23 protein-coding genes and 1 pseudogene are annotated in these 25,518 nt (G+C 62.9%); 12 read left to right on the top strand and 12 right to left on the bottom strand.

Annotated features, from left to right (window positions below):
- Positions 1-49 precede the first annotated feature (49 nt).
- Both E5X34_RS10505 and nhaA read left to right on the top strand, forming a co-directional pair.
- Positions 50-613, top strand: coding sequence for an ActR/PrrA/RegA family redox response regulator transcription factor (locus tag E5X34_RS10505; RefSeq protein ID WP_108703014.1), 564 nt, complete (start codon positions 50-52; stop codon positions 611-613).
- A 324-nt stretch (positions 614-937) separates the two neighbouring features.
- Positions 938-2,113: a Na+/H+ antiporter NhaA gene (gene nhaA / locus E5X34_RS10500; RefSeq protein ID WP_292563844.1), complete on the top strand. Its 1,176-nt coding sequence runs from the start codon at positions 938-940 to the stop codon at positions 2,111-2,113.
- Positions 2,114-2,430: 317 nt separating this feature from the next.
- Here the strand turns inward: nhaA and E5X34_RS10495 are convergent, their stop codons facing one another.
- Positions 2,431-2,931 (bottom strand): MmcB family DNA repair protein, encoded by a 501-nt coding sequence (locus E5X34_RS10495; RefSeq protein WP_292074772.1) that lies wholly within the window; start codon positions 2,929-2,931, stop codon positions 2,431-2,433.
- 674 nt (positions 2,932-3,605) lie between these two features.
- Between E5X34_RS10495 and E5X34_RS10490 the strand changes: the two are divergent.
- Positions 3,606-3,955, top strand: a pseudogene (locus E5X34_RS10490) (IS1595 family transposase); the annotation flags it as partial.
- Between the two features lie 313 nt (positions 3,956-4,268).
- On the opposite strand, the gene E5X34_RS10485 reads toward E5X34_RS10490, so the two are convergent.
- Entirely contained in the window at positions 4,269-4,664 is a 396-nt protein-coding gene (locus E5X34_RS10485) for a hypothetical protein (protein ID WP_292563841.1), read from the bottom strand.
- Positions 4,665-5,282: 618 nt separating this feature from the next.
- Entirely contained in the window at positions 5,283-5,453 is a 171-nt protein-coding gene (locus tag E5X34_RS10480) for a hypothetical protein (RefSeq protein ID WP_292563838.1), read from the bottom strand.
- Positions 5,454-6,060: 607 nt separating this feature from the next.
- On the opposite strand from E5X34_RS10480, the gene E5X34_RS10475 reads away from it, so the two are divergent.
- Together E5X34_RS10475 and E5X34_RS10470 are read left to right on the top strand one after the other, a co-directional pair.
- Positions 6,061-6,714 carry a hypothetical protein gene (locus E5X34_RS10475; RefSeq protein ID WP_292563836.1) on the top strand — a complete coding sequence of 218 codons (654 nt, stop codon included), beginning with the start codon at positions 6,061-6,063 and terminating at the stop codon, positions 6,712-6,714.
- 128 nt (positions 6,715-6,842) lie between these two features.
- Positions 6,843-7,313, top strand: coding sequence for a nucleoside deaminase (locus tag E5X34_RS10470; protein ID WP_292563833.1), 471 nt, complete (start codon positions 6,843-6,845; stop codon positions 7,311-7,313).
- 13 nt (positions 7,314-7,326) lie between these two features.
- On the opposite strand, the gene cueR is transcribed toward E5X34_RS10470, so the two are convergent.
- Positions 7,327-7,716 carry a Cu(I)-responsive transcriptional regulator gene (cueR, locus tag E5X34_RS10465; RefSeq protein ID WP_042645833.1) on the bottom strand — a complete coding sequence of 130 codons (390 nt, stop codon included), beginning with the start codon at positions 7,714-7,716 and terminating at the stop codon, positions 7,327-7,329.
- A 225-nt stretch (positions 7,717-7,941) separates the two neighbouring features.
- Here cueR and E5X34_RS10460 point away from each other — a divergent pair, with 225 nt between their 5' ends.
- On the top strand, positions 7,942-8,559 hold the full coding sequence (locus E5X34_RS10460; RefSeq protein WP_292563830.1) for a L,D-transpeptidase: 618 nt from the start codon (positions 7,942-7,944) through the stop codon (positions 8,557-8,559).
- Positions 8,560-8,752: 193 nt separating this feature from the next.
- On the opposite strand, the gene E5X34_RS10455 is transcribed toward E5X34_RS10460, so the two are convergent.
- The 3 genes from E5X34_RS10455 to trpS form a co-directional block, all read right to left on the bottom strand.
- Positions 8,753-9,322, bottom strand: a complete 570-nt coding sequence (locus E5X34_RS10455; RefSeq protein WP_127249396.1) for a NifU family protein — start codon at positions 9,320-9,322, stop codon at positions 8,753-8,755.
- Positions 9,323-9,515: 193 nt separating this feature from the next.
- Positions 9,516-10,007, bottom strand: coding sequence for a universal stress protein (locus tag E5X34_RS10450; RefSeq protein ID WP_292563827.1), 492 nt, complete (start codon positions 10,005-10,007; stop codon positions 9,516-9,518).
- 260 nt (positions 10,008-10,267) lie between these two features.
- Positions 10,268-11,335, bottom strand: coding sequence for a tryptophan--tRNA ligase (trpS, locus tag E5X34_RS10445; RefSeq protein WP_292563824.1), 1,068 nt, complete (start codon positions 11,333-11,335; stop codon positions 10,268-10,270).
- Positions 11,336-11,570: 235 nt separating this feature from the next.
- Between trpS and E5X34_RS10440 the strand changes: the two genes are divergently transcribed.
- A complete protein-coding gene (locus E5X34_RS10440; protein ID WP_292563822.1) occupies positions 11,571-11,816 on the top strand; it encodes a type II toxin-antitoxin system VapB family antitoxin in 246 nt (81 codons plus the stop codon).
- A complete protein-coding gene (locus E5X34_RS10435; protein WP_292563820.1) occupies positions 11,816-12,220 on the top strand; it encodes a type II toxin-antitoxin system VapC family toxin in 405 nt (134 codons plus the stop codon). The genes E5X34_RS10440 and E5X34_RS10435 overlap by 1 nt, the downstream gene beginning before the upstream one ends.
- On the opposite strand, the gene murJ is transcribed toward E5X34_RS10435, so the two are convergent.
- Both murJ and E5X34_RS10425 read right to left on the bottom strand, forming a co-directional pair.
- The gene (gene murJ, locus E5X34_RS10430) at positions 12,195-13,802 is read right to left on the bottom strand and encodes a murein biosynthesis integral membrane protein MurJ (RefSeq protein WP_292563817.1); all 1,608 of its coding nucleotides are present in this window, start codon (positions 13,800-13,802) and stop codon (positions 12,195-12,197) included. The genes E5X34_RS10435 and murJ overlap by 26 nt on opposite strands.
- 40 nt (positions 13,803-13,842) lie before the next feature.
- A complete protein-coding gene (locus E5X34_RS10425; protein ID WP_292563814.1) occupies positions 13,843-16,644 on the bottom strand; it encodes a [protein-PII] uridylyltransferase in 2,802 nt (933 codons plus the stop codon).
- Positions 16,645-16,832: 188 nt separating this feature from the next.
- Here E5X34_RS10425 and E5X34_RS10420 point away from each other — a divergent pair, with 188 nt between their 5' ends.
- The 4 genes from E5X34_RS10420 (at position 16,833) to E5X34_RS10405 (ending at position 21,557) form a co-directional block, all read left to right on the top strand.
- Positions 16,833-19,337, top strand: coding sequence for a heavy metal translocating P-type ATPase (locus E5X34_RS10420; RefSeq protein WP_292563811.1), 2,505 nt, complete (start codon positions 16,833-16,835; stop codon positions 19,335-19,337).
- Between the two features lie 43 nt (positions 19,338-19,380).
- Positions 19,381-19,770 (top strand): DUF305 domain-containing protein, encoded by a 390-nt coding sequence (locus E5X34_RS10415; RefSeq protein WP_292563807.1) that lies wholly within the window; start codon positions 19,381-19,383, stop codon positions 19,768-19,770.
- Positions 19,771-19,858: 88 nt separating this feature from the next.
- Positions 19,859-20,704: an aldo/keto reductase gene (locus tag E5X34_RS10410; protein ID WP_292563805.1), complete on the top strand. Its 846-nt coding sequence runs from the start codon at positions 19,859-19,861 to the stop codon at positions 20,702-20,704.
- A gap of 43 nt (positions 20,705-20,747) precedes the next feature.
- Positions 20,748-21,557, top strand: a complete 810-nt coding sequence (locus E5X34_RS10405) for an MBL fold metallo-hydrolase (protein WP_292563802.1) — start codon at positions 20,748-20,750, stop codon at positions 21,555-21,557.
- Between the two features lie 8 nt (positions 21,558-21,565).
- On the opposite strand, the gene E5X34_RS10400 is transcribed toward E5X34_RS10405, so the two are convergent.
- From E5X34_RS10400 to mutS, 3 genes are all read right to left on the bottom strand, one after another.
- Positions 21,566-22,135: a TetR/AcrR family transcriptional regulator gene (locus E5X34_RS10400; RefSeq protein ID WP_292563799.1), complete on the bottom strand. Its 570-nt coding sequence runs from the start codon at positions 22,133-22,135 to the stop codon at positions 21,566-21,568.
- Between the two features lie 5 nt (positions 22,136-22,140).
- Complete coding sequence (locus E5X34_RS10395; RefSeq protein ID WP_292563797.1) at positions 22,141-22,605, bottom strand: nuclear transport factor 2 family protein; 465 nt, start codon at positions 22,603-22,605, stop codon at positions 22,141-22,143.
- A 75-nt stretch (positions 22,606-22,680) separates the two neighbouring features.
- Positions 22,681-25,419, bottom strand: coding sequence for a DNA mismatch repair protein MutS (mutS, locus tag E5X34_RS10390; protein ID WP_292563794.1), 2,739 nt, complete (start codon positions 25,417-25,419; stop codon positions 22,681-22,683).
- Between the last annotated feature and the right edge of the window lie 99 nt (positions 25,420-25,518).

Raw genomic sequence — 25,518 nt, 5'->3', positions numbered from 1 at the left:
GGAATTCGTTTCGACGGGTAGCGCTTTTGGTCAATAGGGTGCCGATAAGATGAGCGGAGACGAGACGGCTGGCGCAATGGTTGAGGGCGAGGACACCTCGCTGCTCATCGTCGAGGACGACAAGCCCTTTCTCACCCGGCTCGCCCGGGCCATGGAAACCAGGGGCTTCGTGGTCGAGACGGCGGAAAGCGTCGAAGAGGCTGTCGCCAAGGCGCGCGCCCATCCGCCGGCCTATGCGGTGGTCGACATGCGTCTCGGCGACGGCAACGGCCTCGATGTCGTTGCAGCCATCCGCGAAAAGCGCGACGACGCCCGCGCCATCATCCTCACCGGCTACGGCAACATCGCCACCGCGGTGACGGCGGTAAAGCTCGGCGCCATCGACTATCTTTCCAAGCCCGCCGATGCCGACGACGTCTTCGCCGCGCTCACCCGCACCTCCGGCGAACGTGCCGCGCCGCCGGAAAACCCGATGTCGGCCGACCGCGTGCGCTGGGAGCACATCCAGCGCGTCTACGAAATGTGCGACCGCAACGTCTCGGAGACGGCGCGCCGGCTGAACATGCATCGCCGCACGCTGCAGCGGATTCTCGCCAAGCGGGCGCCGCGTTAGGCGGACGTTCGTCATCCACGGGCGGAGCGGGAGCGAAGCGGACGCGGAGACCCGAGGATCCATTCCGTGACGTCGACGCGCCGCAACGATGCAGAATTCTGCGCCGCCGCACTCTACGGCTTGGGTAACGGAATGGATCCTCGGGTCTGCGCTGCGTCGCTTCGCTCCCGCTCCGCCCGTGGATGACGAAGTGACGCGCGTTTCAGCCAACTTTCGAAGCATGCGCTGCCGGGTAACTTGTAAGCCTTGCATCCCCACTGACGCTGCGCATCATTGGAATACAGACTCCCGGCCGATAAGTTAAGCCGAGTCAGGAGAGGGATCATGCGAGACGAGCGGCCGAAATCGATCCTGCGCGAATTCCTCGACGGCGAGGCCGCGGGCGGCATCATCCTGATGGTGGCTGCGGGTTTGGCGCTGATCGTTGCCAACTCGCCCTTGGCCGAAACCTATTTCGCCGTGCTCCACGCTTATCTCGGGCCGCTCAGCGTCTCGCACTGGATCAATGACGGGCTGATGGCGTTGTTCTTCCTGCTGGTCGGGCTGGAGATCAAGCGCGAGATGCTGGACGGGCAGCTCTCGACCTGGCCGCGCCGCGTGCTGCCCGGCATCGCCGCCGCCGGCGGCATGGTGGTGCCGGCGCTGGTCTATGTCCTGATCAACCGCGACAATCAGCCGGCGCTTTCCGGCTGGGCGATCCCCACCGCCACCGACATCGCCTTCGCGCTCGGCGTGCTCTCACTGCTCGGCAGCCGCGTGCCGGCCTCGCTGAAGGTCTTCCTCACCGCTTTGGCCATCATCGACGATCTCGGCGCCGTCATCATCATCGCGCTGTTCTACACCAGCGGCCTGTCGCTCGCTTATCTCGGCGCTGCCTTCGCCGTCATTGCCCTGCTGGTCGTGCTCAACCGCATGCGGGCCATGACGCTCTGGCCCTATCTGCTGCTTGGCGCGCTGCTGTGGGTGCTGGTGCTGAAGTCGGGCGTGCATGCCACGCTGGCCGGCGTCGCGCTGGCGCTCACCATCCCGCTGGGGCGGTCTCCCGGCATCAGCCACGATACAGAACATTCGCCGCTGCACCGGCTGGAGCACGGCCTGCACAAGCTCGTGCCCTTCCTCGTGATCCCGATCTTCGGCTTCGCCAATGCCGGCGTGTCGCTCGGCGGCTTAAGCTTTGCGGCCCTTGTCGAGCCGCTGACGCTCGGCGTCGCCGCCGGCCTTGTTCTCGGCAAGCTGGTCGGCGTCTTCGGCTCCTCGGCGCTGGCCATCCGCTTCGGCCTCGCCGACCTGCCGGTCAATGCCGGCTGGTTGCATATGCTGGGCATTTCGCTGCTGTGCGGCATCGGCTTCACCATGAGCCTGTTCATCGGCCTGCTCGCCTTCGCCAGCGACCCGGCGCTGCAAGACGCGGTGAAGGTCGGCATCCTCGCCGGCTCGCTGGTTGCCGCGCTGCTGGGCGCCGCCGTGCTGCTGACGGCGCCTGCGGCCGGCGGTGAATGAAGAAGAACTGGAGTAGGGCAGGCGGCAACGCCATGTCCTCGCCCCGCGAAGGCGGCGCTGGTCGACCCCCACTCCGTCTCGGCTTCGCCGAGCCACCTCTCCCCCGATCGACGGGGTAGAGGAAAGGCGCCAAGCTTTTTGCTGCCAACGCTCGTCCAGCAACGCTCCCTTCCTTTCCCTCCGGAGGGGGGAAAGGTGGCGCTGCGAAGCAGCGACGGATTGGGGGAACCACATGGCAATCAAGCCTCGGCCCGATCAGTCGCGCCAGTCACAGAAGCTGTGTGCATCCCCTAGCCGAAAGCAGAGCGAGAACGGCTCTACTCGCTCTCGCCATCCAGCGCCGGCACTGCAACGCCCGCAAGCTCAGCCGCCAAGAGCCGCGCTGCGCCCGCCCGCGCGATCCGCAGCATCAGCGCCTTGCGCGTCGCGGCCGCCATGCGGTGCTCCGGCGCATCGCGCAGGATCTCCGCGCCATAGCCGTCGGAAAGGATGAAGCCGCATTCCTCGGGAAAGATATCCTGCGGAACGCCGGGATGGGTGGCGAAGAAGAAGCGGTCGGAATGCAGTCGGTAGTCCGGCCATTTGCGGTCGACCCTAAAATCCTCGATCGAGGATTTGATCTCGATGATCCAGATGTCACCCTGCCTGGTCAGCGCGACGAGATCGGCGCGCCGGCCGGTGGCCAAAGACAGCTCCGGCAGCACATGCGCGCCCATTTCGCGGAGCAGACGCTGCACGCCGCGCCGCACCAGCATGGCGCGCTCCGACTGGCGGCCGTCGATCAAAGGATTGAGGGGAATCGGGGAAACGATGGGCATGGCAGGCACCATGCCAGATTTTGTTCACGGTTTGAACCCCGCCAAGGGGGGCGATTATATATTTGACAGACCCGGAGGCTGAAACACGGCCGCCCTCCGCAAGGTGAGCCGCTCGCGTTTCAAGCGGCAATGTTAGCGTTGCCGTTTCTTCGCTCGTCTCTCTTGGCTTGAAAGAATTTGCGCTGGGCACGTGCCATTCTAGCATTAAATCTCCCCAAAATGTAGCCACCGGGCAATACGCATAGTATCCCCGTCACTACGTTTTGCGGGAGCAAGAGATATAGAGCCACCATACCTATACAAGTAATAAAAAAAATACCCATAACCGTGGCAAAACAATCTTGCCACATCCGATCTACCGGTAGGAATTGCTCCATCCATGGCATTAACAATGGGTTCTTATCCCAAAACTGGGAAATTCGAATGGGGTCGTCCTGTGGCATGACTCTAGATGATCCCGGGTCACGATTGACCTTGGGCCATCATGGCGCACGATGATAAGATAGGACCAATCACAAGCGCGGCACTAGCGCGACCCAACTCCAAACTCGGCGGATGAACTCTAGCCGAGGATTGCACCATTCGGCGGCTTAATGTTCGCCCATTGCAGAGCGATGCCAGCGCATGCGGCTTTCATCTCATTGAACAAATAGATAGCGTCGTCGGCGCGCAGTATCGTCCGCGCCAATATCGCCAAGGAAAGCGCGCTCATGACCGACGAGAGCGGCATCTATCGCGCGCCAGCCAGGATTTCGCCTCGCACGAATTTGTCACGCATTCCAAGGACCTATACGTTCGCGGCTACATCCACACCAACACCATTGAAGGCTATTTCTCGATCTTCAAGCGCGGCATGAAGGGCGTCTATCAGCATTGCGCCGAACACCATCTGCACCGCTATCTGGCGGAATTTGACTTCCGCTAAGGCAACCGCGTTGCCATGGGCATTGACGATAACGTTCGGTCGCTCATTGCCTTGAAGAGTGCCAAGGGTAAGCGTCTCACCTATCGTCAACCTGCTTGACGCTAAGAAGACGCATTATCGGAAACCGGTCCAGTTAGACCTTCCGTTGTGGAAGGGTGATATGCACACAAAACGACGCAGGTAAACCTGTGAATAGTGGGTGTGAATTATGGGGATTCCGCTAGGAACCCTTTGCTGTTACAATCCGCCTTGCCTGCTCTAGGTAAGGATAAGTCGGAACGCGTGACACGGTGATACTCTGCCGGCCGTAGCACCACTGGCAACAGTGGGGGCGCATTGTGGGGTTCCAGGGCAGGCCCCACCGCGTTCGACAATATAGGCGGGTAGTCTCAGGGCTACCCGCCGACTGTTCTCAAACAAGAATTCCCCCACGGCTAACAATCGATTGCCGCTGTCGATCATTGCAGCGATGGAAGGTCGAGATATAGGTTTCATACCCGCCGCCGGCTGCCTTGATCGCACTTTTGTATTGTTTCGCAGTTTCAGGGTGAACGTAGAAGACGCAAGCGCAACCTCGCTTATCTGCCACCCACAAGCCGCTCTTGATCATGGCCGGAAGGCACAGCATATCCATCATCGAGACGTCCGGGTGTTTCCGCAGAATATGTGTCAGCGAAAAGCTCGACAAATAAGCTATGCCTAGCGGGCATTTCAGATAAGCGGAAACTGCAGGCGGCAAATGACCGATGCTGATCGCAGCTAATGGTGTCAGCAATAGATTGTGTAACTGGGAAAGCTCCAAACCCATGAAAAATCGGAATCATTAAAGAGCGGCAAGAGTCAAGTAGACAAGTTCCGCGAACTGGTGCGGGAGATCGAAACCGTCGATTCCGAAGAACCGTTGAACGCTGCAGTTAGGAAAGTCGCCAAGGCGCCAGTGCCCAAGGACGACAATAAGCCTAAGGATAAGCCGTCAAAGGCGGGCGATTAGTTTCGCTCTACCTTGATATCCTCTCCGATCTTTCCTAGCGCAATTAGCATCCGTTTCAGCTGATGCCTCGCATCCTGTTCAAGATCGTCCAAAGACCTTGCGCTATCGAAGGCCACAACTCGTATATTGATCGATCGATCTTGGCCCAGGTAAACCGAAAACTCGAATTCCGCCCCTGACCTCCCGCGTTCGTAACGCATTGACCCGTCAGGCTCTATGTACGATTGCGTGGACCCGTCAGGTCCAAAGAAACTGATGTTATTCAGTCCAAATTTCTCATTCACCGGAGTATCCCCATGAAAGAACCCGACCTAGTGCGGGCGCTTGCCGCGCATGCACTTCTGACTTCGATGCTGTTCCCCAAAAGCGACGCAGGAACGCGCCTCGACGCGTTCGAATACATCATCGACCGCTATGCGCGCTGCGAGCTAACTACTAGCGACGTGCAAGCTTTGCTAGAATCTGAGGGACCGCTTGTGTCACATCGGCCAGCGTGACGTATTTCTTTTCCTTCAGAAGCTTCACCTCTTTTTTGAGGTTCGAAACTTCACTACGGAGTTGAAGAATGGCCGATTCAAGCTGCGCAATTTTGCCGTCGTCTGACATTTAACCCCTCCCAAGCCAAGCGCGGATACTATCCCATCCGAGCGCCGGCTTTGTCAAAGGACGCCGCATTCATCCGCTGGTTTGGGCAGCGGCATTAAGCAGTAGATTGCGGAACTGGTGGCGCAGGGGGCGGCGCAGTTCTCGCTAATTGGGCTTGTCGCTCCAACATATCCATTTCGAATTTACGAGCTTCCCGCCTTTCTTGCTTCCAACCGTAGAACAGGGTGGCCGTAGTACCCAAGCAAGATAGTACGAATGTGAGGCCAGAACTCAGCAGCGCAATTGTGTCGGCAGAGCCGTCCCAGGTATGATGTTCAGTACTAGGGGGTAGGTCGGACGAAGCCATCGCAGAGCGCTGGTTTGCAAGCCAGAGATTGGACCAAACGATAAGACAGATAAGAGAAATGAATGTTATCACAGCAAAGGCTGTTGAAAGGCGATATGCCGACCGCATAGTCCGTCCTCTCTAATAACTCGCGACGATCTGTCTACCATTTTTTGCATTTCAGGGGAATGGTCTGTCAAATATACAATCGCCTCTAGGCGGAGGATTTGCACATTTGACAGACCAATTGGCGAATCCTAGGTGCGCTGATATGAAAAGCGCATGGGGGATTTTCTCGACCAGCTACACCAGGTGTGGCCCTTGATTACGCAGGCGCCATGGGCATTCGCAGCGTTTGCGTTCAGCCTTTTAGGGCTTGGGTTCCTGGCTGGTCGCTTCGCCTTCGGCGAGCGCATTGAAAACCTCAAAAGCAGGATAGAGACGAGAGACGAACGGATTGGGGCCTATGAGGCTGCTGAGACGGCGCGCCGTCTGGAAAAGGAGAGGTCGCTATCTATTGAAAAAGACAAGCCGACTCCAAAACGGCAGTCGTTTGACGTAACAGACGCTCTGGGACCGCGGACAGTTAGGCTATTGGCGTCTCAGGTCGCCAAGGCGCCAACGGCACCAACGACGTTTGTCGCCACGAATGGAATGCTGAAGGATATTCTTATCGGGCGGCAATGGATCTTCCACTTCAGCCCGAGCGGCAACAATGGCCGCAAGAATATGACCTTTCTTCCCGATGGAAGCATAGGGGAGGGTCGCAACGAAAACGAATACCGCTGGGTCTTCGAAGGCGATCAATTGGCGATCTATCGCCGCAACGGCGATGTGCAGAACTCGTTCCGGTACAACGCCAGCTCTGACCGATTTGAATACCTTCCCGACGGCCGTGCCCAAGGGTTTAAGGACCAATACATTCAGCCGCGCTAGTGCGATCCAGCCAAAACGTACGGATAGAAGCAGGCACGCGTCCGAGCGAAGGTTAGCCCTTGCAAGTCATATGCCTTGGCGGCAATCTCGACGCACAGAGCCGCTCATTCGGCCGGAGGGATTTCCCCATGACCCGCGATCAGATGCTCGCCCACCTTCGGTCCGCCGATGCCGTCGCGCGCGAGGCGGCGGCGCATGGGCATCATCCGTTCGGCTGCGTGCTGGTCGGGCCCGACGATCAGGTGCTGATGCGGCAGGGCAATCTCGACACGGTGCGCCATGCCGAGACCGAGCTCGCCCGCCGCGCGGCGGCGGCCTATGAGCCGGAGTTCCTTTGGCAATGCACGCTGGTCACGACCGGCGAGCCTTGCGCGATGTGCGCCGGCACGATGTATTGGGCGAATATCGGCCGGCTGGTCTATGGGTTCGAAGAGACCGATCTCCTGGCGCTCACCGGCGATCACGCGGAGAATCCGACGATGAACCTCGCCTCGCGCACCGTATTCGCTTCCGGCCAGAAGCAGATCGAGGTCTTCGGCCCCTTTCCGGAAATCGCGGACGAGCTGCTCGCGCCTCACCGCGATTTCTGGAAGCGCTGATGGAGCTCCGACCTTAGGCCGCGCCCGCCATGTCGTCCAGGATTGGGCAGTCCGGCCGGTCGTCGCCGTGGCACGCATGGATCAGCTTCTGCAGCGTCGAGCGCATCGACTGCAACTCGCGCACCTTCTCCTCGATCGCCCTGACATGGGCGGCGGCGATCTCGCGTACGTCGTGGCTGGCGCGGTCGCGGTCCTGATAAAGCGCCATAAGCTGCCTGCAATCATCGATTGAGAAGCCGAGATTGCGCGCTCGGCGCAGGAAGGCGAGCCGGTGGATATCCTCGCCGGAGTAGTCGCGATAGCCATTATCGGCTCGCGCCGGACGGATCAGGCCGATCTCCTCATAGTAGCGGATGGTCTTGGCTGGCAGGCCGGAACGCTCGGCGGCATCTCCGACATTCATGGCGTTCTCCCTAGTGTCCGGCAGCCTTCGGGCTGCCCCATTGATTTTGCTTCACAATCCTGTGAGGCCTGTTGCTGAAATGCCGCAGTTCGGCACTTACCGGCACGTAAGGCCTTGCATATAGGCAGTGCGCGCTTGGCAAGCAAAAGAAATGCCAGCATGAATGATGGCAAGAAAGCGGCCGACTCGTGCCGCTGATACAGAGACAGGGCGTCAGACCTTTTCATGCGCTTGAAGTCGTTTGCAATTCTCGCCGCCCTTGCGCTGTCGACCGCGATCAGTGGATGCAGCACCATCGGCGGGCAGTTGTTCACCAACAACTATGGCGCGATGACCGATGCCGGCTATCAGCTGCCGCGCATTCCGATCGAGAAGGTTCCTGCCAGGTATCACCGCCAGGAAGTGCGGTATGATTCCTCGGAAAAGCCGGGCACCATCATTGTCGATACCCAGAACAAGTTCCTCTACTTCATCGAGGGCGACGGCATGGCGATGCGCTACGGCATCGGCGTCGGCCGCCAGGGGTTCGAGTGGCACGGCACCGCCCATATCGCGCTGAAGCGCGAATGGCCGACCTGGACGCCGCCGCGCGAGATGATCAAGCGCCAGCCGGAACTCGCCAAATTCGCCAACGGCATGGAGCCTGGCTTGATGAACCCGCTCGGCGCTCGTGCCATGTACCTCTTCAACAAGGGCGGCGACATGGGTTACCGCCTGCATGGCAGCCCGGAATGGTTCTCGATCGGCAAAGCGATGTCGTCGGGCTGCATCCGGCTGATGAACCAGGACATTATCGACCTCTACGACCGCACGTCGGTCGGCGCCAAGGTCATCGTGATGTAAGGACCATGATCCCGAAAAGTGGAAGCCGGTTTTCGGAAAAGATCATGGTCAACTAGAAAGTTTCGCAGGCGGACCGTCTAGGCAACAACAAGACGTCCTGAAAACAGAAAACCGGGCTGTTGGGGCCCGGTTTTTTGTTTCTGCAGTTTGGATCAAAATTCGCTCCGCGGTCATTGGGCCGGCGGAGCGGTTCTCAGGCGACCTGCTCGACCTGCTGGACCTCCGGCACGAAGTGGCGAAGCAGGTTCTGGATGCCGTGCTTCAAAGTCGCCGTCGAGGACGGGCAGCCGGCGCAGGCGCCCTTCATGTGCAGGAACACGGTGCCGTTCTCGAAGCCGCGGAAGGTGATGTCGCCGCCGTCCTGGGCAACCGCGGGACGCACGCGCGTGTCGAGCAGTTCCTTGATGGTCAGCACCAGCTCCTCGTCGGCCTTGTCGTAGAACTCGCCGGTCCCGCCGGCTTCGCTCGCCGGAGCGACCGAGGCCATGACCGGCGCGCCGGACATGAAATGTTCCATGATGGCGCCGAGGATGGCCGGCTTCAGATGCTGCCAGTCCGGGCCGTCCTTGGTCACGGTGATGAAATCATAGCCGAAGAAAACGCCGGTGACCCCCGGGATCTCGAACAGACGGCCGGCCAGCGGCGAGGCCTCCGCCGCGGCTTCGGCGTTGCGGAAATCGGCTGTGCCTTCGCGCAGCACTTCCTTGCCCGGCAGGAATTTCAGCGTCGCCGGGTTCGGCGTCGATTCGGTCTGGATGAACATGGGTATCTCCAGGCCCTTCCCGGGCCGATAGTTTGGAATAATTCTAAATAGGCTCTATCGGCTGGACATTCAAGCGAAACGCGTCGCTGGAATGGCTGGCTGGCGGAATGTTTTCGACCCTCATCCACTTGAGATGTGTTGAGTTTCAGGTCAGGCCGTTAGCAGACCGGCCTCACCTGAATATCAGCACATCTCAGGCGAGGCTGTCGATCTCCTCATCCGACAGATTCTGCGGCACCACGGTGACCGGAATGGGGAAGGCCGCGGCCCGGCCGGCTACGGCGCTGACCAGCGGCCCCGGGCCTTCCTTGCCGGCGCCGGCGGCCAGCACCAGGATGGCTATGTCCTGGTCTTCCTCGATCAGCTTGTGGATCTCGTCGGTTGGCTTGCCCTCGCGCACCACCAGTTCCGGCTCGATGCCGACGCTCTGGCGCACCTTGTTGGCGTGGCCGTCGAGGGCTCCGCGCGCCGTCGCGTTTGCTTCCTCGCGCATGATCTTTTCCACGCCCAGCCAGTGCTGGAAGTCGTCAGGCTCGATGACATAGAGCAGCACCAGCACGCCGTTGGTGTGCTGCGCCCGCTTCGAGGCGTAGGCGACCGCACGCTCGCATTCGGGCGTGTCGTCGATGATCGCCAGGAATTTGCGGCGATGGCCGGCTTCGCGGCTGAGGCGTTTGGAGACCATGTCTATCTGCTCGGTATCAATTCGGCCGCAATCTGCCACCGCCGCGAACCGGCGGCAAGCCGCCGGCCGGCGTGGCGATGGTCCTGGAGCAATTCCAGGAAAAGCGTGAAGCGGTTTTCCGTCCGGAATTGCGTCGAAACAACTGTTAAAGCATGTCTCCCGAAAGTGGATCCGGTTTCGGGACAAAGACATGCTTAAATCAAAAACTTAAAGCAGGTCGCGTGAATCCTTTTTCTCGCGACCTGCTTTAGACCGGTCGGTCAGTCCTGCAGCAGGCCGATAATGTCGCGAACCGTCTTCATCGTGCCTTCGGCGATTGCGCGGGCCCGGTCGCCGCCGTCCTTGAGCACGGCGTCGACATAGGCGCGGTCGCCCTGGATGCGGCGCATCTCCGTAGCGATCGGCGCCAGCTTCTCGACCGCAAGGTCGGCCAGCGCCGGCTTGAACACGGAAAACTGCTGGCCACCATATTCCTTCAGCACGTCTTCCTTCGAGATCTCGGCCAGGCCGGCATAGATGCCGACGAGGTTTTCGGCCTCGGGCCGGCTTTCCAGCCCGTCGACCTCGCTCGGCAAGGCCTCCGGATCGGTCTTGGCCTTGCGGATCTTCTTCGAGATGGTGTCGGCATCGTCGGTCAGGTTGATGCGCGACAGGTCCGATGGGTCGGATTTCGACATCTTCTTGGAACCGTCGCGCAGGCTCATGATGCGCGCCGCCGGACCGCCGATGACCGGTTCGGTGATCGGGAAATAGCCGTTCACGGTCTCCTCGCCGACCTGCATCTCGATGCCGACGCCAAGGGCTGCGATCTTCTCGGAGAAGTCATTGTTGAACTTCTGCGCGATGTCGCGGGTGAGCTCCAGATGCTGCTTCTGGTCCTCGCCCACCGGCACATGGGTGGCGCGGTAGAGCAGGATGTCGGCGGCCATCAGGCTCGGATAGGCGAGCAGGCCAAGCGAGGCGTTCTCGCGGTCCTTGCCGGCCTTGTCCTTGAACTGCGTCATCCGGTACATCCAGCCGATGCGCGCCACGCAGTTGAAGATCCAGGCAAGTTCGGCGTGCTGGATGACCCGCGACTGGTTGAAGACGATGTGCTTCTTCGGGTTGATGCCGGAGGCCAGGAACGCAGCGGTGATCGAGCGGGTCTGGTCGCCGAGGTCCTGATGGACGAGCTGCGCCGTCAGCGAATGCAGGTCGACGACGCAATAGATGCAGTCGGACTGCTCCTGGAGGGCGACGAATTTCTTGATGGCGCCGAGATAATTGCCGAGATGCAGATTGCCGGTCGGCTGGACGCCCGAAAAGACGAGTGGCTTGAAGGCGGACATGGGTTCCTCATGGCTTGTGGAGGGCCGTTTCGCGCGCGGCGAAAGTCTTTCGACGGGCGCGCTTATGGCCGAAGGGGACAGCGGGATCAAGAGGCTGCCGGCTTAGTGCCTACAATCTTCCTATTTTGGGATTTGATCTGGCTCCCCGTATCTCCCGTTCCGGGGTGTCTGCCATTGATGTATCTCGCATAGTTTGCTACATTGCGTGAGCTACATGGAGAAATGTAGGAGCGCGATGACCATCAATATCAACAATAAGGAAGCGGACAGCCTGACTCGCACCTTGGCGAGGATCGAGGGCGTCGGCATCACCGAGGCCATCGTGATCGCCATGCGCGAAGCCTTGGAGCGTCGCCGCAATCGTGAGACGCCGTTGGAGACGGCTGCTCGGCTCAGGGCCGAATTTGGAATTGAGTTGAGCGAGCAGGCGCGCAAGCCGCTGCCTCGCTCGGTCTACGATGAATTGTCTGACGACGACTGATGTTTGTCGACGCAGCAGCCATCGTCGCGATGCTAAGCAACGAGGCCGAAGCCGAGCGCTGCGCGCGAGCGGTCACGGAAGCGTCGGCACCGTTCACTTCCGCCATCGCCGTGTGGGAGGCGGCGATGGCGCTAGCGCGACCGGAAAAGCTGGCCATACCGGTCGTCAGAAGTGCGGAGATTGTGGGCCGCTTTCTCGAAGAGCGGGCAATTGCGTTGCGCGAGCTTCCGCCCGCACCCGAGGCAGCGTCGCTATCTATCGAGGCCGCGTCGCGGTTTCGCAGCAACGCCATGCGCCTGAACATGGCCGATTGTTTCCACTACGCTTGCGCCCGCTACTACGCCGCTCCGATGCTCTCTACGGCCGACGAATTCAGGCTCACGGATCTGGAGACTGTTCCGTGACCGGCGGCACACTTTTTGCCTCGCCCCGCTTCACATTCCTGCGGATCATGCCGAAATCGGCGCCGCCGGTGCCGAAGGCGGCGATGAAGTAGAGCGCCGCGCCCCCGCCGACCAGCGCGAACAGCGTCGTCGCCTTCACCACCAGGGGCGAGCCCGGCCCAAGCCGCGCGGCGAAGTAGTGCTCGGCGAAGTAAAGCGCGGTCGCCATGATCACCGCCGATAGCACCAGCCTTGGAATGCGCTTCAAGAGCGGGATGTCGCGGCCCCAATGTCCGCGCCGGATCAGCATGGCGAGCAGCATCAGCGCATTGACCCAGCCGGCTATCGCCGAAGCGACCGCGATGCCCGGCGCGCCCATCGATGGAAACAGGCTGAGCGCGGTGGCGACGTTCACGCCGACCGAAATGGCTGCGAAGATCATCGGCGTGCGCGTGTCCTCGCGCGCGAAATAGCCGGGCGTGAAAGCCTTGATCAGCACGAAGGCGGGCAGGCCGAGGCCGAAGATCGCCAGGATCGAGGCGACGATCGGCGTCGAGTGATTGGCGGCAAACGCCCCGCGCTCATAGACCAGTCGCACGATCGGTTCCGACATCACCCAGAGCGCGGCAGCAGCCGGCAGTGTCATGAACAGGGTGAACTCGACCGAGCGGTTCTGCAGGTTCGCGGCCTCGACCAGATTGCCCGATTTCAGCGCCCGCGACAGTTCCGGCAACAGCACGATCGCCACCGCCACGCCGACGACGCCGAGCGGCAGTTGGTAGATGCGATCGGCATAGGCGAGCGACGAGACCGCGCTGTTCTGCGCCGAAGCGATCGCCGTGCCGATCAGCTGGTTGATCTGGGTGATGCCGCCGGTGATCGCCGCCGGCAGTGCCAGGACCAGCAGCCGCTTGACGTTGGGCGTCATCTTGGGACGGCGAAAGCCGATCGAGATGCCGGCATGGCGCACCGCGATCCAGACGATGGCGAGCTGCACGATGCCCGCCGCCAGCACGCCCCAGGACAGGCCGAAGCCGACATCATGCGCGTCCAGCCCGTGATACCAGGCGTAACCCAGCACGGCGATCAGGATGATGTTGAGGAAGGCGGGCGCGATCGCCGCCGCGAAATAGCGGCGCAGCGAATTCAGCATGCCGGCCATCATGGCGCCGAGCGACATGCAGATGAGATACGGGAACATGATCGTGGCGAGCGTGACGGTCGTCTCGAACTTGCCCGGGATGTCGGCAAAGCCCGGCGCCACCAGGTAGCGCACGATCAGCGGCATCGCCAGTTCCATGGCGATCGTCAGCGCCAGCAGCGCCGAGAACAGCACGCCGAACACTTCCTCCGAGAAGCGCTTGGCGCCCTCATTGCCATGCTGCTCGATCTCCTTGGCGAAGAGCGGCACGAAAGCGGCGTTGAAGGCGCCTTCGGCGAACAGCCGGCGGAAGGTGTTGGGGAACTGGAAGGCGGCGTTGAAGGCATCGGCGACCGGGCCGGTGCCGAGCGCCGCCGCCATCAGCATCTCACGGCCGAAACCCAGCGCGCGGCTCATCAGCGTGCCGGAAGCGACGGTGGCGAATTTCTTGACGAGGCTCATGCCGGGGATGACTGCCAGGGAAATTGCGTCAAATGGATGGTCACTCGGCCGCCGCCTTGGCCTTGCCGTTGCGTTCCGACGAATTGCCTTCCAGCGTATCGATCAGCCGCTTGTGGATGGTGGCTGTGCGCGTCGGGCTGTCGATCTTCTGTCCGGTAAGGTCGGTGACGTAGAATGTGTCGATGACCTTTTCGCCGAAGGTGGTGATATGCGCCGAGGCGATGTCGAGCGAAAGGTCGGAGAGCGTGCCGGTGATCTCGGACAGCAGGCCAGGCCGGTCCAGCCCCTCGACCTCGACCACCGAGAAACGGTTCGACAGCGTGTTGCGGATTTCGGCGCGCGGCGGAATCCTGAATACCTTGGCGCCGCGCCTGGGCTTGGTGCGCTTCTCGATCATCTCGGGCAGCCAGCTCTTGCCGGACAGCACGTCCTCGATCAGCCGGCCGACCCGCTCGGCGCGGCGTCGCTCGTCCTCGTCGAGGTCGAACTCCCTCGAGATCAGGATGGTGTCCAGCGCGCGACCGTCGGAAGTGGTGAAGATCTGCGCGTCGACGATGTTGCCGCCGGCCGCGGCGCAGGCCCCGGCGATGATCGAAAGCAGGCGCGGATGGTCCGGCGCCAGCACGGTGATCTCGGTCACCGCCTCGAATTCATGCGTCTTGACCATGGTCGCGAGCTTCTTGCCCGCCGCATCCGCCTCGCGGATGAATTCGGCGTGGCGCAACTGGTCGTTGAGGTCGACCGTCAGCAGATAGTTCTCATAGTGCTGCGCGACATAGCGCTTGCGCTCCTTGGCCGGCCAGGCCGAGAGCGCCTCGGCCAGACGCTCGCGCGCGGCGGCGGTGCGTTGCGCCCGCGACACTTCCGAGAAGCCGCCAGTCAGCAGCAGCTCGGTCTCGTAATAGAGCGTGCGCAGCAGCTGCCCCTTCCAACCGTTCCACACGCCTGGCCCGACGCCGCGTATGTCGCAGACGGTGAGGACCAAAAGCAGCTTCAGCCGCTCCACCGACTGCACGATCGAGGCGAAATCCTCGATCGTCTTGCGGTCGTTGAGATCGCGCGTCTGCGCCGTCATAGACATCACGAGGTGGTTCTCGACCAGCCAGGCGACCGTCTCGGTGTCGGCCGCCGACAGTCCCATATGCGGGCAGATGCGCCGCGCGATTCGCGCGCCGGCCTCCGAATGGTCTTCCGGCCGGCCCTTGGCTATGTCGTGCAGCAGCACCGCGACATAAAGCGCCTCGCGGCTCTTCTTCAGCCCTGGCATCAGCGAATGCGCCAGCGGGTGAATCTTCTCGCCATCGCCACGCTCGATCTCGGCCAGCACGCCGATGCAGCGGATCAGATGCTCGTCCACCGTGTAGTGGTGGTACATCGAGAACTGCATCATGGCGACGATCTTGCCGAAGTCGGGGATCAGCCTGCCGAGCAGCCCGGCCTCGTTCATGCGCCTGAGGTTGAGCTCGGCGTTGCGGTCCGAGGTCAATATGTCGAGGAACAGCCGGTTGGCCTCCTCGTCGCGCCGAAGCGACTTGTTGACCAGGCCGAGCGAGCGGGTGAGCAGCTTCAGCGCGTCGGGATGGAACTCCAGCCCATGCTTGTCGGCGAACCAGAACAACCTCAGCAGGTTGACCGGGTCGCGTTCGAACACGCCATCGTCGGCGATGTTGATGCGGTGGTTGTCGACAATGAAATCGGACGTGCCGGCAAGCTTGCGCCTGCGCCGCTGGAAGGTGAGGAAGATGCGGTTGAAGCCCGGCACATGCTTGGCCTGCTCTTCCTCGAGCGCCGCGCAGAAGATGCGGGTGAGGTCGCCGACATCTTTGGCGACGAGGAAATAGTGCTTCATGAAGCGCTCGACCGCCGACAGGCCGGGATGCGTCGTGTAGCCCAGACGTTCGGCGATCTCGCGCTGGATGTCGAAGTGCAGCCGCTCCTCCGCCTTGCCGGTGAGGAAGTGCATGTGGCATCGCACCGCCCACAGGAAGTCCTCCGCCTTCTGGAATTCGCGGTATTCGGCCTCGGTGAAGACGCCCTTCTCGACCAGCTCCTCGCCGGTGCGCACGCGATAGAAATATTTGCCGATCCAGAACAGCGTCTGCAAGTCGCGCAACCCGCCCTTGCCGTCCTTGACGTTGGGCTCGACCAGATAGCGGCTTTCGCCGGCCTTGGCGTGGCGCTCGTCGCGCTCGGCAAGCTTGGCCTGCACATATTCCGGCCCGGTCGTGCGCACCACCTCGTGGTCGAAGCGGGTGAGCAGTTCTTCGTAGAGCTTCTGTTCGCCCCACAGGAAACGCGCCTCGAGGATCGAGGTGCGGATGGTGATGTCGCTGCGCGAGAGCCGCAGGCAATCCTCGATGTTGCGGGTGGCGTGGCCGACCTTCAGCCCCATGTCCCACAGCATGTAGAGCATATACTCCACGATCTGCTCGCCCCATGGCGTCTGCTTGTAGGGCAGCAGGAACAGGAGGTCGATGTCGGAGCCCGGCGCCAGCGTGCCGCGGCCGTAGCCGCCGACCGCCACGACCGCCATGCGCTCGGCCACCGAACGGTTCTTTACCCGGTAGACATGGGTGGCGGCGAAATCATAGAGCGCCCGGATCAGCTCATCCATCAGATGCGAGAGCCGCTCGGCGCAGGCATTGCCGCCGCCATCCTCCTTGAGCATGGCCTCGGCGATCTTGCGCCCCTCCGCCAGCCTGGATTTGAGCAATTGGAGCACGGCGGTGCGAACCGCCGGTCCCGAACCGTCGCCGGCGCTTGCCGACGTCAGCGCGGTCAAGTCGCGGCGCAAGGCGTCGCCATCGATGATTTCGTTGAGTTTCAGGGAGATCTTTGCCATTCGGCGGCGTCTATAGCCTGTTTTCTTCGCGCTGTGTATGGGGCTGGCGCCCGCGTTTCCGATGGCGCGCGACTGATGCAGCGCAACGCCAAACGACCAGAATTTCCGAAAGTCGAAACTGGCCCTTGACCTTCCAGTAGCTGGAAGGACTACCTCCGCCTCAATTCGAGAATTCCGAGGCATTGCTGATGACCCATTCCGACCACAACCATCATCACTCGCATGGCGCATCCTGCTGCTCCGCGAAAACTGCAGCGTCCGCGGCCGAAGCTGTGATTCGCGATCCTGTCTGCGGCATGACGGTCGATCCGGCGGCCGGCAAGCCGACAGCCGAGCACGGCGGACGGACCTTTCATTTCTGCAGCGAGCGCTGCCGCACGAAATTCGTAGCCGAGCCGGAGAGCTACCTGACGGCCACGGATCCTGTCTGCGGCATGAGCGTCGACCGCGCCAGCGCCAGGCACTTTGTGCGTCATGATGGCCAGGGCTTCTATTTCTGCTCCGCCGCTTGCCAAGGCAAGTTCGAGGCGGAGCCGGCAAGATACCTTGCCGGCCGGCCCGAGCCGCAGCCGATGCCGAAGGGGACGCAGTACACCTGCCCGATGCATCCCGAGATCATCCGCGACAAGCCCGGCTCGTGCCCGATCTGCGGCATGGCGCTGGAGCCGATGGGCGTGCCGACCGGCGATGAAGGCCCGAATCCCGAGCTGGTCGATTTCACGCTCCGGTTCTGGGTCAGCGCGGCGCTTTCCGCTCCTCTCCTGATCTTCGCCATGGCGCCGATGCTGGGTCTCAGCTTCGAAAGTCTCATCGACGGCCGGACGAAAACGTGGGTAGAGCTGGCGCTGGCGAGCCCGGTGGTGCTTTGGGCGGCGTTTCCGTTCTTCCATCGCGGCTGGGAATCGGTTGTCAACCGCAGCCCCAATATGTGGACACTGATTTCGCTGGGCGTGGGCGCTGCCTATCTCTACAGCGTGGTCGCCGCCCTTTTTCCGGACATCTTCCCGCATCAGTTCCGCGGCCATGACGGCGCCGTGCCGGTCTATTTCGAGGCTGCCGCCGTCATTGTCGCGCTTGTCTTCCTTGGCCAGGTGCTGGAGCTCAGAGCCCGCGAGCGCACCGGCTCGGCCATTCGCGCGCTCCTCGACCTTGCCCCGAAGACGGCGCGTCTGATCGGCGCCGACGGTTCCGAGAAGGATGTGCCGCTCGACAGCGTGCAGACCGGCGACCGGCTGCGCATTCGTCCGGGCGACGCTGTTCCGGTCGACGGCACCGTGCTGGAAGGTCGCTCGGCGATTGACGAATCAATGATCACGGGCGAGCCGCTGCCGGTCGAAAAGACGGAAGGCTCCGCGCTTACCGGCGGCACACTGAACAAGAACGGCTCGCTGGTCATGCGCGCTGAGAAGGTCGGCGCCGAGACCACGCTGTCGCGCATCGTCGAGATGGTCGCCAAGGCGCAGCGCTCGCGCGCCCCGATCCAGGGGCTGGCCGACCGCGTGTCCTTCTATTTCGTACCGGCCGTGGTGCTGGTCGCCATCATCGCCTTCGTCGCCTGGGCACTCCTCGGCCCAGAGCCCAGCCTGATCTTCGCCATCGTCTCGGCTGTGTCGGTGCTGATCATCGCCTGTCCCTGCGCGCTCGGTCTGGCGACGCCGATGTCGATCATGACGGCGACCGGACGCGGCGCGCATGCCGGCGTGCTCATCAAGGAAGCGGCGGCGCTCGAGCGTTTCGCCTCGGTCGACACGCTGATCGTCGACAAGACCGGCACGCTGACCGAAGGCAAGCCGCGGCTTACCGACGTCGTCGCGGCCGGAAATATCGATGAGAACGAGCTGCTGGGTCTTGCCGCCGCGCTCGAAAAGGGCTCGGAACATCCTCTAGCCGAGGCGATCGTCGAAGGCGCCGCCGCGCGCGGCCTGAAGCTGGCCGAAGCCGTCGATTTCGAAGCTGTCACCGGCAAGGGCGTCTCGGGCACGGTTTCCGGCAGGAAGGTCGCGCTCGGCAATGCGGCGATGATGGCGGACCTCGGCGTCGAAACGCCGGCGGCCAATGCCGAGGCGATGCAGGCCGAAGGCAAGACGGCCATGTTCGTGGCCGTCGACGGCGTATTCGCCGGCATCGTCGCCGTGGCCGATCCCGTCAAGGCAACGACGGCCGAGGCGATCAAGGCCCTGCACGACAGGGGTCTCAGGATCATCATGGCAACCGGCGACAACGAGCGCACGGCAAAAGCGATCGCCGGCAAGCTCGGAATCGATGAGGTCCGCGCCGGCCTGCTGCCGGATGAGAAGGGCGCTCTGGTCGAACAGCTGCGTGCGAGCGGCGCTGGCGTGGCCATGGCCGGCGACGGCGTCAACGATGCGCCAGCGCTGGCCGGCGCCGATGTCGGCATCGCCATGGGCACCGGCGCCGATGTCGCGGTCGAAAGCGCCGGCATCACGCTGGTCAAGGGCGACCTCAACGGCATTGTCAGGGCGCGCACGCTGGCCCAGGCGACGATCCGCAACATCCGCCAGAACCTGTTCTTCGCCTTCCTCTACAACGTGCTCGGTGTGCCGGTCGCGGCCGGCGTCCTCTATCCGCTCACCGGCACGCTTCTGTCGCCGATGATAGCGGCGGCGGCGATGAGCCTGTCGTCGGTGTCGGTCATTACCAATGCTTTGCGGCTGAGGACGTTGAAACTCTGAACGAAGCTCCCAGATACGAACCTCAACAACAAGGAGACCTTGAATGACCCTGGCCAAGAAAATCGTGCTGCTTTTGATGGCGGCGGGAATGCTGCTTGCCGTCTTCCTCGAAAGCGTGCCGGCCTCGTCGGAGGAGATGAAGCACGACATGTCCAAGATGGCGATGGGCGCCCAGAGCCCGGCCACGGCTGGCTATGAGGCGGCGATGAAGAAGATGCACAAGGACATGGCGATCAAATACACCGGCAATGCCGATGTCGATTTCGTCCGTGGCATGATCCCTCATCATCAGGGCGCTATCGACATGGCCAAGGTGGTGATCGCCAATGGCAAGGATCCGGAAATCCGCAAGCTCGCCGAAGGCGTGGTCAAGGGGCAGGAAGCCGAGATCAAGCAGATGCAGGACTGGCTCGCCAAGCACCCGGCGAAGTAGCCGCTCCCGGGAAATCCAGGCGGCCACGCGGCTTTGGTCTGGATTTCCGTTTTTTGCTGTGCTGCGATCCAGCCCCGCGGAGGAAGCCATGCCGTCAACAGTCAGAACCCTCGAGCTGCCGTCCGGCGAGGCCGTTCCGGTGCTGGGCCAGGGCACCTGGAAGATGGGCGAGGACCGCAGGCGCCGCACCGATGGAGTCGCGGCGCTGAAGCTTGGGCTGGACCTCGGCATCATGCTCATCGACACGGCGGAGATGTATGCCAGCGGCGGCGCCGAGGAGGTGGTGGCGGAGGCCATCGCCGGGCGCCGCGACGAGACTTTTCTGGTTTCCAAGGTGCTGCCGACCAATGCGTCGCGCGCCGGCGTGAAGCGAGCCTGCGAGAACAGCCTGAAGCGGCTTTCCACCGACCGGATCGATCTCTATCTGCTGCATTGGCCGGGCAGCGTGCCGCTATCCGAAACCGTCGAGGCCTTCGAAACCTTGAAGAGGGAAGGCAAGATCCGCCACTGGGGCGTCAGCAATTTCGACACCGACGAGATGGAGGAACTGGTCGGTCTGCGCTCGGGCAGCAACGTCCAGACCAATCAGATCCTCTACAATCTCTCGCGGCGCGGGCCGGAATTCGACTTGGCACCCTGGAGCCTGAAGCGCGGCATCCCGCTGATGGCCTATTCGCCGGTGGAGCAGGGTGCGCTCGCCCGGAATGCTCGGCTCGAAGCCGTAGCTTCGCGCCACAACGCCACCGCCGCCCAGATCGCGCTCGCCTGGGTGATGGCGCAGCCCGGCGTCATCGCCATTCCAAAGGCCGGCCGCCAGGAGCATGTCCGCCAGAACGCCGCCGCGCTCGACATCAAGCTGACGCCCGAGGATTTCGCTGAACTCGACCGCGCCTTCCCGCCGCCGACGCGCAAGCGCGGGCTGGAGATGATCTAGCCACAACTTCGATCCGGATTCGCAAGTGAGCCGGGAGCAGGCATTGGAACGAATTTCAGCCGGACCGCATCACACGGCCTATAAAATCGGTGACTTGACCGTCACCTCGTTGCGCGACGGTTATGTCGACATGCCGGTCCGGCGGCTGCATAAGCCGGGAGGCGAGCCCTTCGGCGACGATCTCCCCCCGCAGGTGCCGCTCTTCGACGGCGCGCTCAGATTGTCGGTCAATGCCTTTGCCGTCGACGACGGCCGCGAAATTACGCTGATCGACACGGGCTCCTCGAACGCCTGGCACCCGACGATGGGCTTTCTTCCGCAGGCGCTGAGCGAGGCGAGGATCGCCGTCGACCGGATACGAACGGTTGCGTTCACCCACACGCATCTCGACCATATCCACGGGCTTGTCCTTGCCGATGGTCGCGACGGTTTCCCGCAACTCTCTCGCCTGCTTGTTCCCCGGGCCGAGCTCGACATGTTCCGGTCGGTAGCGAGGTTGAGCCGCTTCCATGACCGAGCGGAACCTTTGGGCTCTGGACAGCCGCTGAGCGCGAATATCGAGGCCGTCGCCTCTCCCGGCCATGAAATCGGCCATACTGGCTTTCGTGTCACGAGCGGCGGCGAGACGTTGCTGGTCTGGGGTGACATCGTGCATGTGCCGTCGCTTCAGTTCGAGCGGCCGGAGGTAGCGTGGGAATTCGACGCCGACCAGGACCAGGCGCGCGAGACCCGGCTGCGCATTTTGGCGCTTGCCGCCGACAACGCCTGGTGCGTCGCCGGAGCGCATCTCGATTCACCGGGCGTCGGCCGGATTTCGCGAGGCGAAACAGGCTTTCGCTTCGAACCTCTGTAGGAGTCCGGTTAAATCTTCGCCGGCAGCCCAAGCCGCATCCGCGCTCGCCGCAATGCTCTTGAAAACACATCGAGGTCATTTGCGGCGCGGGCAAGGGTGAGGGCGCCCTGGATGGCGGCGACGGCTTCCTCGGCCAACTCGCCGGCCTCGTCCGGTCGGTGTCCGGATCGCGCCAGCGCATCGGCGAGATGCGTGACCCAGCGGCCGAAATAATCCCTTATCTGGCCGGCGAAGAGATCGCGCGATTCATCCAGCGCGAAAGCGCCGATCAGGCAAACGCGCCGCCCCGAGCGGAAATAGCTGTCCGTCGCCTCGAGCATCTGCTCGATCCCCGCGAGCGGATCGGTGCTGTCACGCAATGGCGCGAAGACATTGTCCTCGAACCAGCCGTCGATATGGGCAATGACGGCTCTCGCCATCTCTTCCTTGCCGCCGGGAAAGAAGTGGTAGAGGCTTCCCTTGCCCAGCCCCGTCGCTTCGCCGATCAGGGCCAGGCTGGCGCCCTCATAGCCATGCTCGCGGAAAACCTCGGCAACGATCCCCAGCAACTGGTCGCGGTCCGGAACGATGCGCCGCACCGTCCTTAGAGCCCAAGTTCCGAAAGACCGGGATGGTCGTCCGGCCGGCGGCCGAGCGGCCAATGATATTTCCGCTCGCGCTCCGTGATCGGCAGGTCGTTGATGCTCGCCAGGCGCCGGCGCATCAGCCCGGCTTCGTCGAACTCCCAGTTCTCGTTGCCGTAGGAGCGGAACCAGTGGCCGCTGTCGTCGCGCCATTCATAGGCGAAGCGCACCGCGATGCGGTTCTCGTTCCAAGTCCACACCTCCTTGATCAGGCGGTAGTCCAGCTCGCGCGCCCATTTGCGCTTGAGGAAGCCGACGATCTCGCCACGGCCTGAGACGAATTCGGCCCGGTTCCGCCAGATGCTGTCCTCCGTATAAGCGAGCGATACCCGCTCGGGATCGCGACTGTTCCACGCATCCTCCGCAAGGCGCGCCTTTTGCGCCGCTGTCTCGGCTGTGAAGGGCGGCAATGGCGGGCGGCTCATGAGATCTCCTGTCAGTTTCGATCATCGATAACCGACATTGTACCGATCGGTACAATGAGTCAAGCCAGACTGGCGCTATTGCTTCGTCGCCAGCCCCTTCAGCCGGTAGAGCGCTTCCAGCGCCTCGCGCGGCGTCATCTCGTCGGGATTGATTGCGCCCAGCGCTTCGCCCAGCGCATCGCTCTTGACCGGCTTCGGCGCTTCGCGTTTCACCGCCACCGAAAACAGCGGCAGATCGTCGACCAGCCGGTTGGTCTTGCCGGAAACCTCGCCCTCTTCCAGCTGATGCAGGACCTCCCTGGCCCGGGCGACGACCGCCTCCGGCAGGCCGGCCAGCCGCGCCACCTGCACGCCGTAGGAGCGGTCGGCCGCGCCCTTGCCGACCTCGTGCAGGAAGACGACGTCGCCTTCCCATTCCTTGACCCGCATGGTGACGTTGTGGAGGCGGGGGAGCTTGCCCGCCAGCGCCGTCATCTCGTGGAAATGCGTGGCGAAGATCGCCCGGCAGCGGTTCTTTTCGTGCAGATATTCGACCGCCGCCCAGGCGATCGACAAGCCGTCGAAAGTCGCCGTGCCGCGGCCGATCTCGTCCAGGATCACCAGCGCCCGCTCACCCGCCTGGTTGAGGATTGCCGCCGTCTCGACCATCTCGACCATGAAGGTCGAGCGGCCGCGCGCCAGGTCGTCCGAGGCGCCGACGCGCGAGAACAGGCGGTCGACGACGCCGATATGGGCTCTTTGCGCCGGCACGAAGGAGCCGGTCTGGGCCAGGATGGCGATCAGTGCGTTCTGCCTGAGGAATGTCGATTTACCGCCCATATTGGGGCCGGTGAGCAGCCAGATGGCGCCGGCCTTGGCGCCGCTTTCGGGCGAGAGGTCGCAATCATTGGCGACGAACGGTCCTTCGCCGGAACGTCTGAGCGCCTGTTCGACCACCGGGTGGCGTCCGCCAACAATTTCGAAAGCGAGGCCGGAATCCACCAGCGGCCGGCACCATCCCTCGCTTTCGGAAAGAAGCGCCAGCGCGGCCGACACATCGAGAGCCGCAAGCGCCTCGGCGCCGGCGCGGATCCGTTCGGCCTCGGTGACCACTTCCGCCGTCAGGCGGTCGAAGGCGGCAAGCTCGATGCCGAGCGCTTTGTCGGCGGCGTTGGCGATCTTCGATTCCAGCTCCGCCAGCTCGGTCGTGGTGAAGCGCATGGCATTGGCCATGGTCTGGCGATGGATGAAGCGCGCTTTGGCCGCGTCGCTGCCGGTCATGATCGCGTGATGGTTGGTCGTCACCTCGATGTAATAGCCGAGCACATTGTTGTGCCGGATCTTCAGCGAGCGGATGCCGGTTTCCTCGATCAGCGAGCGCTCCAGCCCGGCGATCACTTTTCGCGATTCGTCGCGCAGCGCCCGCATCTCGTCGAGTTCGGCGTGATAGCCGGTACGCACGAAGCCGCCGTCGCGCCTGATCAGCGGCAGCTCGTCGTCGAGCGCTTCGCTGAGGTGGCGGGCAAGCGCCTCGGGAAGGGCCTTGATCGCGGCCAGCGCCGCGGCGAGCTCGGCGGGCAGCGCGGTTGTCGCGAACAACTCGGCAATCGCTCTCGCCGCCTCGAAGCCGGCGCGCAGCGCCCCCAGATCGCGCGGCCCGCCGCGGTTGAGCGCCAGCCTGGACAGCGCCCTCGGCATGTCGGCGACGCTTTTCAGGCTCGCCCGCAGACCCTGGCAGAGCCGCACTTCGGAGCGGAAGAAGGAGACCGAATCCAGTCGCGCTCCGATCGCCGCCGGGTCGGTCAGCGGCGCCATCAGCCGATCTGCGAGCAGTCGCGCCCCGCCGCCGGTCACCGTGCGGTCGATCGCCTTGAACAGCGAGCCGTCGCGGCTGCCGGAGAGCGTGCGCAAAAGTTCCAGGTTGGCGCGCGTCGCCGGGTCGATGAACAGCGTCGAGCCCTGCTCCTCGCGCTCGGGGCGGGACAAAGGCGGGCGTTCGGCTTTTTGCGTCTTTTCGACATAGGCGATGGCGCCCGAAATCGCCGACAATTCGGCGCGCGAGAAGGTGCCGAAACTGTCCGGCGTCGCGACCTCGAAGAAGCGCGCGATGCAGCCCGTGGCCGAGGCCGAATCGAACAACGACGGCGGCTGCGGATTGGCGACCCGGCCAAGTACATCGAAGACCGGCCTGAGCTCCGGATCGTGGAAAACCGGCTCGGCGACGATCAGCTCGCGCGGGTCGACGCGAAAGATGTCGGCAAGCAGCCGCTCGGCGCTCGTCTCGGCAACGCGGAACGCGCCGGTCGAAATGTCGATCCAGGCCAGCGCGAAGCTCGCCTGGCTGGCAGCGGCGCCGCCCTTCACGCGGCCGAACGCCATCAAGAAGCTCGACTCCGAGGGCGCGAGCAGCTTGTCCTCGGTGATGGTGCCCGGCGTGACCAGCCGCACCACGTCGCGCCGCACCACCGATTTGGAGCCGCGCTTCTTGGCTTCGGCCGGATCCTCGATTTGCTCGCAGACGGCGACACGAAAACCCTGCGCGATCAGCTTTTGCAGATAGTCGTCCGCCGCATGCACCGGTACGCCGCACATCGGAATGTCGTGGCCCTGGTGCTTGCCGCGCTTGGTCAAAACGATGCCGAGGGCCTGGCTCGCCTTCTCCGCGTCGTCGAAGAACAGCTCGTAGAAATCGCCCATGCGGTAGAACAAAAGCGAGTCAGGGTTTGCCGCCTTGATCTCGATATATTGCTCCATCATCGGCGTGACGCCGCCGGTGGCGGGCGTAGGCGTCGTCGTCTCCTGGGCGTCGTTGTCTGTCGGCATGTGCATGTTCATGCCGGGACGCTAGCAGAAGTGGCAGCCCGGTTTAATGCCGGCGGCGCGAAAAGCAGGGGAAGACTGGGCGGTTGCGCCATCAGCAGGACAGGGTGCGGA

It is taken from the genome of Mesorhizobium sp., assembly GCF_004963255.1.
Classification (GTDB): domain Bacteria; phylum Pseudomonadota; class Alphaproteobacteria; order Rhizobiales; family Rhizobiaceae; genus Mesorhizobium.
Note: the sequence above shows the minus strand (reverse complement) of the source record. Positions and strands in the feature narration are given on the sequence as shown.

Coding starts and splice junctions, on each gene's coding strand:
- nhaA (WP_292563844.1), top strand. CDS start 938: ATGCGAGACGAGCGGCCGAAATCGATCCTGCGCGAATTCCTCGACGGC.
- E5X34_RS10480 (WP_292563838.1), bottom strand. CDS start 5,453: ATGTCAGACGACGGCAAAATTGCGCAGCTTGAATCGGCCATTCTTCAA.
- E5X34_RS10420 (WP_292563811.1), top strand. CDS start 16,833: ATGACCCATTCCGACCACAACCATCATCACTCGCATGGCGCATCCTGC.
- E5X34_RS10470 (WP_292563833.1), top strand. CDS start 6,843: ATGACCCGCGATCAGATGCTCGCCCACCTTCGGTCCGCCGATGCCGTC.
- E5X34_RS10415 (WP_292563807.1), top strand. CDS start 19,381: ATGACCCTGGCCAAGAAAATCGTGCTGCTTTTGATGGCGGCGGGAATG.
- E5X34_RS10395 (WP_292563797.1), bottom strand. CDS start 22,605: ATGAGCCGCCCGCCATTGCCGCCCTTCACAGCCGAGACAGCGGCGCAA.
- E5X34_RS10485 (WP_292563841.1), bottom strand. CDS start 4,664: ATGGGTTTGGAGCTTTCCCAGTTACACAATCTATTGCTGACACCATTA.
- E5X34_RS10505 (WP_108703014.1), top strand. CDS start 50: ATGAGCGGAGACGAGACGGCTGGCGCAATGGTTGAGGGCGAGGACACC.
- cueR (WP_042645833.1), bottom strand. CDS start 7,716: ATGAATGTCGGAGATGCCGCCGAGCGTTCCGGCCTGCCAGCCAAGACC.
- E5X34_RS10440 (WP_292563822.1), top strand. CDS start 11,571: ATGACCATCAATATCAACAATAAGGAAGCGGACAGCCTGACTCGCACC.
- E5X34_RS10455 (WP_127249396.1), bottom strand. CDS start 9,322: ATGTTCATCCAGACCGAATCGACGCCGAACCCGGCGACGCTGAAATTC.
- E5X34_RS10435 (WP_292563820.1), top strand. CDS start 11,816: ATGTTTGTCGACGCAGCAGCCATCGTCGCGATGCTAAGCAACGAGGCC.
- E5X34_RS10410 (WP_292563805.1), top strand. CDS start 19,859: ATGCCGTCAACAGTCAGAACCCTCGAGCTGCCGTCCGGCGAGGCCGTT.
- E5X34_RS10475 (WP_292563836.1), top strand. CDS start 6,061: ATGGGGGATTTTCTCGACCAGCTACACCAGGTGTGGCCCTTGATTACG.
- mutS (WP_292563794.1), bottom strand. CDS start 25,419: ATGAACATGCACATGCCGACAGACAACGACGCCCAGGAGACGACGACG.
- E5X34_RS10425 (WP_292563814.1), bottom strand. CDS start 16,644: ATGGCAAAGATCTCCCTGAAACTCAACGAAATCATCGATGGCGACGCC.
- trpS (WP_292563824.1), bottom strand. CDS start 11,335: ATGTCCGCCTTCAAGCCACTCGTCTTTTCGGGCGTCCAGCCGACCGGC.
- E5X34_RS10450 (WP_292563827.1), bottom strand. CDS start 10,007: ATGGTCTCCAAACGCCTCAGCCGCGAAGCCGGCCATCGCCGCAAATTC.
- E5X34_RS10495 (WP_292074772.1), bottom strand. CDS start 2,931: ATGCCCATCGTTTCCCCGATTCCCCTCAATCCTTTGATCGACGGCCGC.
- murJ (WP_292563817.1), bottom strand. CDS start 13,802: ATGAGCCTCGTCAAGAAATTCGCCACCGTCGCTTCCGGCACGCTGATG.
- E5X34_RS10460 (WP_292563830.1), top strand. CDS start 7,942: ATGCGCTTGAAGTCGTTTGCAATTCTCGCCGCCCTTGCGCTGTCGACC.